Here is an 11,187-nt window from a genome sequence, read left to right on the forward strand (position 1 = left end):
TAGCGCCAAGGCGACGCGGAATGAGTCCCGCGCTGGCGCGCGCCCTGCTTTGGGATGGGATGCAGGGCGCAGACCGCCGCCATGGCGAGGATTTGCAACGCCGCGGACCGCCCACGGCAGGGATGCGCGACACGCGAGGGACTTGTTCAGTGTTGCCCTAATTCACAGATTAGGCGCCAGCAGGCGCTGCAGCGCCGTAGCGTCCACGCCACGGCGCCAAGTGCGGGCGCAACGTGGCCCACTCAGCGCATGAGGAACTTCTCGACGTAGAGCTGCCGGGCGCGGTCCATGTGGTCCAGTGCAAGCTGGTGCAGCCGTGCTCGCTCGCCGGCGTGCAGCGCCGCCACCATGGCCGCGTGTTCGCGGCAGGCCTGCTCCAGCGCCTGGGCATCGGCGATGCCGTAGGCGCGTGCGGGAAAGCTCAGCCAGTCGTGCAGGCGGATCGACTCCGCGATGTAGGGGTTGTCGCTCAAGCCGTAGAACAGGCGATGGAAGGCCATGTTCGTGCGGTGGATCGTGATGAGATCGCCCGTCGCGGCGGCCTCGGCGTGGGCGTGCGCCGCCGCCTCGACGGCGGCCAGGCGCTCGGGCGCCACAGGCAAGGGCATGGCGGCCACCGCCGCGCCATGCAGCACGGTCCGGAAGTGGTAGAGATCGCGCAGGCTCTGCTCATCGAAGCGGCGGATGCGCGCGCCCAGGTGCGGCGGCTTGACCACCACGCCCAGGCGCTGCAGTTCGACCAGCGCCGCACGCACCACGTGGCGCTTCGCGGCGTAGTCCTCCATCAGATGGTCCTCGATGAGGCGGTTGCGCGGCAGGATGCGGCCGCGAATGATGTCGATCTCGATCGCCTCGATCACGGCGGCCACCTGCGCGGGCAGCGTGGCATGGGGGAAGGCGCCTGCGTCCGAGGCGGCCAGCCGGTGGTTGCTCATGGTGCGATGGTAGTCAAGAGACCGCCCGGCGGGCGCGGCGGAGGCCGCCGGCACACGCCTTTATCGATAGTCTTATCGCCAATATTGGCGACAACGCCGTCGTTGTGTTTCATGGGACCGCTACCTAGACTGCCGCTCGACATCAACTCAGCGAACACCATGGCACCGTTGCAAGCCGCCCCTGAACTCATCAGCATCAACCCCGCCAACGGCGCCGAGATCGCACGCGTACCGGTCACCTCGCCGCAGGAACTGGACGCCGCCGTGGACCGCGCCTGGCACGCGTTCCATCATTCGGGCTGGAAGTCACTGCTGCCGCACAAGCGCGCCCTGGTGCTGCAGGCCATCGCCGACGGCCTGCAGGCCGAGAAGGAATCCCTCGCACGCCTGCAGATGCAGGACAACGGCAAGCCGCTGGGCGAATGCCGCGGCATGGTGGAGTCGGCCATCGGCACCTTCCGCTACTACGCCGGCGTCTGCGAGACGCTGGAAACCGACGTCACTCCCGCACGCGGCGACTACGTGTCGTTCACCGTGCTCGAACCCTTCGGCGTGGTGGCCGCGATCACGCCCTGGAACTCGCCGATCATGAACGACGCGACCAAGGTCGCGCCCGCGCTCGCCGCCGGCAACGCGGTGATCCTCAAGCCCTCGGAGGACTCGCCCCTGCTCGGCCCCGAACTCGCGCGCATTGCACGTGCCGCCGGATTGCCCGATGGCCTGCTGCAGGTGGTGCAGGGCCGCGGCGCCGACGTGGGTGCAGCCCTCGTGGCCCACCCGGACGTGCGCATGGTGTCCTTCACGGGCGGCACGGTGTCGGGCCGCGCCATCGCACGCGTCGCGGGCGACCGGCTGATTCCCGCGGCACTGGAGCTTGGCGGCAAATCGCCGCATGTGGTGTTCGCGGACGCCGACCGCGCGCATGCCGTGGCGGCCGTGGTGGCCGGCATCTTCGGCTCGGCCGGGCAGTCGTGCGTGGCCGGCTCGCGGCTGTTCATCGAGCAGGGCGTATACGACGAGGTACTGGCGGAGGTGGTGGCGCGCGCCAAGGGCCTGCGCGTGGCGGCCCCCGATGCCGAGGGCGTGGAGATGGGGCCGCTGGCCTCGTTCCACCACCGCGAGCGCGTGGCCCGCTTCGTCGAGCGCGCGCGCGCCGAGGGTGGCCGCGTGCTGTGCGGCGGCGCGGCACCCGCGGGCGGCGAGTTCGACGACGGTGCGTATTACCTGCCGACGGTGATCGATGGCCTGAAGTACGACGCCAATGCCTGCCAGGAAGAGGCCTTCGGCCCCGTGCTGGTGGCGCTGCCCTTCAAGGACGAGGCCGACCTCGTCGCGCAGGCCAACGGCACGGCCTTCGGCCTGGCCTGCGGCATCTGGACCGAGAGCTTCAAGCGCGCCTGGCGCATCGGCCGCGCGCTGGAGGCCGGCTCGGTCTGGATCAACACCTACAAGCAGTCGGTGACCAGCACGCCCTTCGGAGGCTTCAAGAACAGCGGCATCGGCCGCGAGAAGGGCATCGACGGCCTGAGGCTCTATGCCCAGGTCAAGAGCATCTACTTCGGCCTGCACGAGCAGCCGCTGGCCGTGGCCAAGTAGCCCGCAGCCACCCCGTTTTCTCCTTCTTTTCCCCACGCACCACCATGATGCAATCCTCTCCCGTGGCCATCTACGGCCTCGGCAACATGGGCTACCCGCTCGCCGAGCGCATCGGCCGCCAGTTCGCCACGCAGGTGTTCGACCTCGATGCGGCCCAACTGCAGCGCGCCCAGGCGGCGTTCGGCGCCAGCCCCATCGCAGCGCCCTCGGACCTCGCCGGCACGCAGACCGTGGTGCTGTGCCTGCCCAGCCCCGCCATCTCGCAGGCGGTGCTGCAGCAGATCGCGCCCCACCTGCCGCGCGGCGCCGTGGTGCTGGAGACCAGCACCGTGAATCCCGAGCACATCCATGCCGCGCAGGCGCTGCTCGCACCGTACGGCATCGACCTGGTGGACGCCTCCATCCTGGCCGGCGTGGGCCAGATGGTGGCGGGCGTGGCCTCGCTCGCGCTCGGCGGCGACCTGGCCGCGATCGCGCGCGCGCAGCCGGTGCTCGACGCCATCGCCGCCAAGCAAACCTACTTCGGCGCGCTCGGCGCGGGCGCCGCGGCCAAGGTCATCAACAACGCCGTGGCCCATGCCGTGATGATCGTGGTGGCCGAAGCCGGCGCCATGGCCACAGCCGCCGGCGTGGACTGCCAGAAATTGATCGCCCTGCTGTCGGATGCGCAGATGGGCCTGCACCGTCCGCTGACCTATCGCTACGCAGATCGCATCGTCAACGGCGACTACGCCGGCGGCATGCCGCTGGACGCCGCGCGCAAGGACTCGGTGCTGGCCCTGCAGCTGGCCCAGACGCTGGGGGTGCCGCTGTTCGCGATCCAGGGCTCGCACAGCGTCTACGACATGGCCGCCGCGGCGGGCTATGGCCGCGACGACTACGCAGCCGTGGCCAAGCTCTGGGCCGACTGGGGCCGTCCCACGGTGCCCCCGCAGGCCGGCTGAGCCCCCTCTTTCGACTGACGAATCTTCCAAGGAGACATATGACTTCCACCCCATCCACCCTTTTTTCGGGTACGCGCCGCCGCCTCGCGCTGGCACTGGGCGCGCTGGCGCTCGCCGGGCCAGTGCTGGCCGCCTGGCCCGAGAAGCCCGTCGAGCTCGTAGTCGGGTTCGCCGCCGGCGGCGGCACCGACATCACGGCGCGCACGCTGGCCGTGCACCTGACCAAGCAACTGGGCACCCCGGTGGTGGTGACGAACAAGGTCGGCGCCTCGGGCGAGCTGGGCCTGGCCTACGTGGCCAAGGCCGCGCCCGATGGCTATGTGATCGGCATGACCAACATGCCGGGCCTGGTCACCCTGCCCATCGAGCGCAAGACACAGTTCAAGGGCAACGACTTCGCCTACATCGCCAACCTGGTGCGCGACCCCAGCGCCTTCAGCGTGCTCGGGAACAGCAAGTACAAGACGCTGGCCGACCTGGTCGCCGACGCCAAGGCACACCCCGGAGAACTGAGCTACGGCTCCACGGGCGTGGGCACGGACGACCACCTTGCCATGGTGCTGTTCGAGCGCCTCACCGGCACGCGGCTCAACCACGTGCCCTACAACGGCGCGGGCCCGCTGCGCACCGCCGTGCTCGGCGGCCATGTGGTGATCGGCGGCATGAACCTGGGCGAGGTCATGCCCTTCAAGGAGAAGGTGCGCATCCTGGGGCAGGCCAGTCCGGGGCGTTCGCAGCTGGCACCCGACGTGCCGAGCTTCAACGAGCAGGGCGTGAACCTGGTGTTCAACTCCGAGCGCGGCATCGTCGCGCCGGCGGCGATCCCCGCCGCGGTACAGCGCCGGCTGGCCGATGCCATGCGTACGATCGCTGCCGATCCGGAGTTCCAGAAGCAGATGCAGGCGCAGTTCACCGAGATGGACTACGTCGAAGGCCCCGCCTGGAAGACGCGCCTGGACAAGGCCACGGCCGACTTCAACGCGCTGTGGAAGACCACCCCCTGGTCGGACGCCAAGTAGGACGCCACTCACGGTCTGCAGGCAGACCGTGAGCGGGCGCCGGGACCTCAGCCCAGGTTCGGCGCCAGCAAGCGCTGCAGCTCGGCCTCTGGCAGGCCGCGGCGGCGGGCCGAATCCTCCAGCTGGTCTTCCCCGATCTTGCCCACGTTGAAGTAGGTGCTGTCGGGATGGCTCAGGTAGAAGCCACTGACGCTGGCCGCTGGCGTCATCGCCAGCGACTCGGTCAGGCCCATGCCGATGTCGGAGCAGCCCATCACTTCGAACATGGCCCGCTTCACGCTGTGGTCCGGGCAGGCGGGGTAGCCGGGCGCGGGCCGTATGCCGCGGTACTTCTCCGCGATCATGTCCTCGTTGGACAGCGCCTCGTCCGCGGCGTAACCCCACAGGTCCTTGCGCACGCGCTCGTGCAGGCATTCGGCGAAGGCCTCGGCCAGGCGGTCGGCCAGGGCCTTGAGCATGATGGCGGAGTAGTCGTCCAGGTCGTCATGGAAGTACTTCTCTTTCTTCTCGACGCCGATGCCGGCCGTGACCGCGAACATGCCGACGTAATCCTGGCGCCCGCTGTCCCGGGGCGCGACGAAGTCCGCCAGGCAGCGGCTGGGCCGCATGACGCCGTCCACCGCCTGCTTCTCGGTCTGCTGGCGCAGGCCGTACCAGGTGAGCGCGGGCTGGCTGCGGTCCTCGCCGGTGTAGAGCACGATGTCGTCGTCGCGCTCGGTGTTCGCCGGCCAGAAGCCGAGCACCGCATTGGCCTGCAGCCAGCGGCCTTCGATCAGGCGCTTGAGCATGCGCTGGCCGTCGGCATACACGCGCACCGCTTCGGCGCCGACGATCTCGTCCTTCAGGATGGCCGGAAAAGGGCCGGCCAGGTCCCAGGTCTGGAAGAACGGGCCCCAGTCGATATAGCGGGCGAGTTCGGTCAGGTCGAAGTTCTTGAACAGGCGCCGGCCCAGGAACTTGGGCACCGGCGGCGTGTAGTGCGCCCAGTCGATCGGCGTCTTGTTGGCGCGCGCCTTGGCCAGCGGCCACAGCGGCACCTGCTTCTTGTTGGCGTGCTGGGTGCGCACCTTGTCGTAGTCGGCGTTGAGCTCCTCGATGTACCGGGCCGCCTGGTCCGACAGCAGGCTCTGCGCCACGCTCACGCTGCGCGAGGCGTCGGGCACGTAGACGACTGGGCCCTCGTAGTGCGGCGCGATCTTGACGGCGGTGTGCACGCGGCTGGTGGTGGCGCCGCCGATCAGCAGCGGGATCTTCCTGAGGCGGAAGTGCTCGTCCTTCTGCATCTCGCCGGCCACGTACTGCATCTCTTCGAGGCTGGGCGTGATCAGGCCGCTCAGGCCGACGATGTCGGCGCCCTCGACCTTGGCGCGCGCCAGGATCTCGTGGCACGGAACCATCACGCCCATGTTCACCACTTCGAAGTTGTTGCACTGGAGCACGACGGTGACGATGTTCTTGCCGATGTCGTGCACGTCGCCCTTGACGGTGGCGATGACGATCTTGCCCTTGGTGCTGACGTCGCGGCCGGCGGCCTCGTCCAGGCGCTTTTCTTCCTCGATGTAGGGCAGCAGGTGGGCCACGGCGGACTTCATCACGCGAGCCGACTTGACCACCTGCGGCAGGAACATCTTGCCGGCGCCGAACAGATCGCCGACCACGTTCATGCCGTCCATCAGCGGGCCCTCGATCACGTGCAGCGGCCGCCCGCCCTTGGCGAGGATGGCGCGGTAGGCGGCTTCGGTGTCCTCGACGATGAAGTCGGTGATGCCGTGCACCAGCGCGTGCGTGAGCCGCTGCTCGACCGTCGTGGGGTGCTCCGCCGTGCCGCGCCATTCGAGCTTCCTGCTCTCGTCCTTGGCGCCGCTCCTGGCGGTCTCGGCGATCTCGACCAGGCGCTCGCCCGCATCGGGGCGGCGGTTGAGCACCACATCCTCCACCCGCTCGCGCAGCACCGGCTCCAGGTCGTCGTACACGCCCACCATGCCGGCGTTGACGATGCCCATGTCCATGCCGGCTTGAATGGCGTGGTACAGGAACACGGTGTGGATCGCCTCGCGCACCGGGTCGTTGCCGCGGAACGAGAAGCTCACGTTGGACACGCCGCCCGAGACCTTGGCGCCCGGCAGGTTCTGCTTGATCCAGCGCGTGGCCTCGATGAAGTCGACCGCGTAGTTGTTGTGCTCCTCAATGCCCGTGGCCACGGCGAAGATGTTGGGGTCGAAGATGATGTCCTCGGGCGGGAAGCCGACCTCGTCCACCAGCACGCGGTAGGCGCGCTCGCAGATCTCGATCTTGCGCGCGAAGGTGTCGGCCTGGCCCACCTCGTCGAAGGCCATCACCACCGCCGCGGCGCCGTAGCGGCGCACGAGGCGCGCCTCGTGCTTGAACTTCTCGACGCCCTCCTTCATGGAGATGGAATTGACGATGCCCTTGCCCTGCACGCAGCGCAGGCCGGCCTCGATCACCTCCCACTTGGAGCTGTCCACCATGATCGGCACGCGGGCGATGTCAGGCTCGGAGGCGATCAGGTTCAGGAAGCGCACCATGGCCGCCTTGCTGTCGAGCATGGCCTCGTCCATGTTGATGTCGATCACCTGAGCGCCGTTCTCCACCTGCTGGCGTGCGACGGCCAGCGCCTCCTCGTACTGGCCATTGAGGATCATGCGCGCGAAGGCCTTGGAGCCGGTGACGTTGGTGCGCTCGCCAACGTTGACGAACAGCGTGCCCTCGCCGATCAGGACCGGCTCGAGGCCGGAGAGCTTCATGGGGGGAGGAGAAACGTCGCGAGGAGTGGAGGGCATGGGCTCACCTGGGAACACGGAAGAAACAGGTGAGCGTCGTTGGGGATGCGCGGTCCCAAGCCTGACGGGCACCTTCGACGGCCCGCTGCAACGCTCCTTGGGAAGCCATTCGGATTCTAGCCATTGGGATTCAGCCGCGGCGTCCAGCGCGGGGGGCGGCATGGAGGACGAAACACCCTAGGGTAAACCCTTTTTGCATACGCATGCAAATCAACCAGCATGAATACGTACGCAAGCCCTCCGACCCTGAGCCCTCCGAAAGCCCCATGATCCGACATCTCAAGCGCGGCAAGGATGTGCAAGTCCGTGCCGACGACGACGCCAAGGTCCGTGCCACCGTTGAAGGCATCATCAAAGACATCGAGCCGCGCGGCGATGACGCCGTGCGCGAATACGGCCGCAAGTCCGACAACTGGGACCCGGCCGACTTCCGCCTGGGCCAGGCCGAGCACGGGCCAGCCTCGCCGTCCATCCTGCTGACCGACAGCGAGAAGCTGGCCCGGGACACGATGGCCGAGATCGAGCACCAGCCCAAGACCCGGCCCACGGCCGCCATCGCCGCGCGGAGCCGGGCCGGCTACGGCCAGGTCATCGTCTGCGATACCAGGGAAGAGATGCTGAAGAAGGCCGACGAGATTGCCTCAGAGCATGTACAGGTGGTGACGCGCGACCCGGAATACTTTCTGAACGGCATGACCAACTACGGCGCGCTGTTCCTCGGCCCGCGCACCACCGTGAGCTTCGGCGACAAGGTCATCGGCAGCAACCACACGCTGCCCACCAGCAGGAACGCGCTACACCGTCGGCCTGTGGGTCGGCAAGTTCCTCAAGACCTGCCCCTACCAGAAGGTGCTGACCGACGAAGCCAGCGCCGCCATGGGCGCCTGCTGCTCGCGCCTGTGCCACATGGAGAATTTCGCCGGCCACGGCGAGCAGGCCAGCCTGCGCGTGCGCCGCTGCGGCACGCGGGCCGAGGTGCCGTGGTACCAGCCGGTACCGCTCAAGGCATGAGGCGGTCACGATGAGCACCGCACAGACGTTGCCAAGGGCACCGGGCTTTCGCGTCGACGGCCGCCGCGCCTTGATCACCGGCGGCAGCCGCGGCATCGGCCTGGCGGCCGCCACGGCGCTGGCGCAGGCCGGCGCCCATGTGACGCTGGCCGCGCGCGATGCGGGCGGCCTGGCCGCCGCGGCCGCAATGCTCAAGGAGGCCGGCTGCCCGTGCGAAACGCTGGCGCTGGACGTGAGCGACCGCGCGGCCGTGGCCCGCGAGCTCGCCGCGTGCGCCCCGTTCCAGATCCTCGTCAACAACGCCGGCACCAACCGCCCCAAGCCGCTGGTCGACACGCAGGACGAGGACATCGACACCGTACTCGACCTCAACGTCAAGTCCGCCTTCTATGTCGCGCGCGCCGTGGTGCAGGGCTTGCTGGCGGCCGGCCTGCCCGGCTCCATCATCAACGTCTCCTCGCAGATGGGCCACGTGGGCAGCCCGCGGCGCGCCCTGTACTGCGCCAGCAAGCACGCCATGGAAGGCATGACGAAGGCGCTGGCCTGGGAACTGGGCCGCGCCAACATCCGCGTGAATACGGTGTGCCCGACCTTCATCGAAACAGAGCTCACGCGTGGCATGTTCGAGGACGCGACATTCCGCCAATGGGTTCTCGACAAGATCGCGCTGGGCCGCCTCGGCCAGATCGAGGAGACCATGGGTGCGTTCGTGTTCCTGGCCAGCGATGCGTCCAGCCTCGTCACGGGCAGCGCGCTGATGCTGGACGGCGGCTGGACCGCAGCATGAAGAGCAGCGCCACCGCGCAGGAAGTCGCACGGCTTGCGCAGGTCTCGCAGTCGGCCGTCAGCCGCACCTTCACGCCCGGCGCCAGCGTGTCGGAGCAGACGCGCGCCAAGGTGCTGTCCGCCGCCGCCGCGCTGGGCTACCGGCCCAACGCCATGGCGCGCAGCCTGATCACGCGGCAAAGCCGCATCGTGGCGCTGGTGATGAGCTATCTGGAAAACCAGTTCTACCCACTGGTGATCCAGGACCTATCGCAGAAGCTGCAGAAGCAGGGCTATCACGTGCTGATGTTCATCAGCGACCTGGACGAGGCCGACGAGGTCATGGCCGAGATCCTGCAGTACCAGGTCGACGGGATCGTGCTGGCGTCGACCATGCTGTCACCCAGCCTTGCGAACAGCTGCGCCGCCTCAGGCATACCCATCGTCCAGTTCAACCGCGTGGCCGACACCAGCGCCAAGGCGCGCTACGGCACCAATGCTGTCACCTCGGACAACCGCCGCGGCGGCGCCCTGGTGGCCGAGCTGCTGCTGGCGCGTGGCTTCGAGCGCATCGCCTTCATCGCCGGACTGGAGCGTTCGTCCACCAGCCTGGAGCGCGAGAGCGGCTTCGCCGGCGCACTGGCCAAGGCAGGCACGCAGGTATATCGCCGCGCCGTAGGCCACTACAGCTTCGACGGCGCGAAAGCCGCGACGCGCACGCTGTTCAGCGGCACGGGCGAGCCGCCCGACGCCCTCTTCGTCGCCAATGACCACATGGCCATCGCCGCGATGGACGTGCTGCGCAATGAGCTGCAGCTGCGCGTGCCCGAAGACGTGAGCGTGGTCGGCTTCGACGACGTGCCACAGGCTGCCTGGGGCGCCTACCAGCTCACCACCGTGGTGCAGAGCGTGGAGAGGATGGTGAACGCCACGGTCGAACTGCTGCACGGGCAGATGCTCGGCAATGCGCCGCCGCGCTACGTGGTCGTGCCGTGCGAACTGGTGCTGCGGAAGTCCGTCCGGCCGCCAGCCGATCCTCCGGACACCGCCCGCGCCTGACCTCAGGTTCACCCCCCCTTTTCTAGATACCCAGGAGACATTCCGATGAAGTTCAGCCGCCGCACGCTGTGCGCCGCCACCCTGCTCGCCACCACCGCGCTGATCCCAATGGCCGTATCTGCCCAGGCGACCGACTGGCCCAGCAGGCCGATCCGCTACGTCGTGCCGTTCTCCACCGGCGGCGTGTCCGACGGCGTGGCGCGCCTGATCGCCAAGAATCTGGGCTACGACCCGGTGAAGGACTTCGCGCCCGTAAACCTGGTCGGCATGGTCAGCAACGTGCTGGTGGTGCCCGCGGGCAGCCGCTTCGACTCGGTGCAGCAGATCACCGCCGAACGCAAGGCCAAACCCGACAGCCTGACCTACGGCACTGCCGGCGCGGGCACCTCGCAGCACCTGTCGGGCCAGCTCTACCAGAGCCTAACCGGCACGCAGCTGCGCCAGATCATCTACAAGGGCGGCTCACAGGCCATGGTGGACCTGGTCGGCGGCCAGATCGACATGGTGTTCGAGACCGTGGCCGCCGCCCGCCCGATGATCGACGGCAAGCGCGTGAAGGTACTGGGTGTCACGTCGAAGGCGCGGCTGGCTGATCTGCCCGGCGTGCCTTCGCTGGCCGAAGCCGGTGTCACCGGCTTCGAGATGCAGTCCTGGCAGGGCGTGTTCGCGCCCGCCGGCGCACCGCAGCCTATCGTGGACCGCGTGGCGCGCGAGGTGGCCGCGATCGTCGGCACTCCCGGGGTGCAGGCGCGGCTGCGCACCATGGGCGTGGAGCCCGATGGCCGCGTCGCCGCGCCGTTCGCCGAGTTCCAGCGCGCCGAAGTCGCCAAGTGGGGCAAGGTGATCCGCGAGGCTGGCATCCAGGCCGAGTGACACGCCGACGACACCGCGACTCCGCCCCGACGACCCCCACGTACCATGAACCTCTTTAGAGCGGCTAACAAAAGCCTGTCATCGCCAAGCGCGGGATGCGCGTTGACGGTGCATGGGAAAGAAAAGAAACAAGGAAGTTAGCGCGGTGTTGTACAAAAAGATCAAGCCGTTGCTGCCAGTCGTG

Annotated in this window: 8 protein-coding genes, 1 pseudogene and 1 riboswitch; of the genes and pseudogenes, 7 read left to right on the top strand and 2 right to left on the bottom strand. The window is 68.5% G+C overall.

Features of this window, described 5'->3' with window-relative positions; genetic code table 11:
* Positions 1–242 precede the first annotated feature (242 nt).
* Positions 243–935 (bottom strand): GntR family transcriptional regulator, encoded by a 693-nt coding sequence (locus JHD63_RS03680; RefSeq protein WP_198969304.1) that lies wholly within the window; start codon positions 933–935, stop codon positions 243–245.
* 159 nt (positions 936–1,094) lie between these two features.
* Here JHD63_RS03680 and JHD63_RS03685 point away from each other — a divergent pair, with 159 nt between their 5' ends.
* Genes JHD63_RS03685 through JHD63_RS03695 form a run of 3 tightly spaced genes read left to right on the top strand, consistent with a single transcriptional unit; the run spans position 1,095 to position 4,494 of the window.
* On the top strand, positions 1,095–2,531 hold the full coding sequence (locus JHD63_RS03685; protein WP_198969305.1) for an aldehyde dehydrogenase: 1,437 nt from the start codon (positions 1,095–1,097) through the stop codon (positions 2,529–2,531).
* Between the two features lie 47 nt (positions 2,532–2,578).
* On the top strand, positions 2,579–3,475 hold the full coding sequence (locus JHD63_RS03690) for an NAD(P)-dependent oxidoreductase (protein WP_233167558.1): 897 nt from the start codon (positions 2,579–2,581) through the stop codon (positions 3,473–3,475).
* 38 nt (positions 3,476–3,513) lie between these two features.
* Complete coding sequence (locus JHD63_RS03695) at positions 3,514–4,494, top strand: tripartite tricarboxylate transporter substrate binding protein (protein ID WP_198969306.1); 981 nt, start codon at positions 3,514–3,516, stop codon at positions 4,492–4,494.
* Positions 4,495–4,541: 47 nt separating this feature from the next.
* Here the strand turns inward: JHD63_RS03695 and metH are convergent, their stop codons facing one another.
* Entirely contained in the window at positions 4,542–7,295 is a 2,754-nt protein-coding gene (gene metH / locus JHD63_RS03700; RefSeq protein WP_198969307.1) for a methionine synthase, read from the bottom strand.
* 24 nt (positions 7,296–7,319) lie between these two features.
* Positions 7,320–7,400, bottom strand: a riboswitch (S-adenosyl-L-homocysteine riboswitch).
* Positions 7,401–7,729: 329 nt separating this feature from the next.
* Here metH and JHD63_RS03705 point away from each other — a divergent pair.
* From JHD63_RS03705 to JHD63_RS03720, 4 genes and pseudogenes are all read left to right on the top strand, one after another.
* Positions 7,730–8,306: pseudogene (locus JHD63_RS03705) on the top strand (histidinol dehydrogenase); the annotation flags it as partial.
* Positions 8,307–8,316: 10 nt separating this feature from the next.
* A complete protein-coding gene (locus JHD63_RS03710) occupies positions 8,317–9,093 on the top strand; it encodes an SDR family NAD(P)-dependent oxidoreductase (RefSeq protein ID WP_198969308.1) in 777 nt (258 codons plus the stop codon).
* Positions 9,090–10,130: a LacI family DNA-binding transcriptional regulator gene (locus JHD63_RS03715; RefSeq protein ID WP_198969309.1), complete on the top strand. Its 1,041-nt coding sequence runs from the start codon at positions 9,090–9,092 to the stop codon at positions 10,128–10,130. The genes JHD63_RS03710 and JHD63_RS03715 overlap by 4 nt, the downstream gene beginning before the upstream one ends.
* A gap of 45 nt (positions 10,131–10,175) precedes the next feature.
* Positions 10,176–11,003, top strand: coding sequence for a Bug family tripartite tricarboxylate transporter substrate binding protein (locus tag JHD63_RS03720; protein ID WP_198969310.1), 828 nt, complete (start codon positions 10,176–10,178; stop codon positions 11,001–11,003).
* Positions 11,004–11,187 lie beyond the last annotated feature (184 nt).

The organism is Xylophilus sp. ASV27 (genome assembly GCF_016428875.1).
GTDB lineage: Bacteria > Pseudomonadota > Gammaproteobacteria > Burkholderiales > Burkholderiaceae_C > Xylophilus.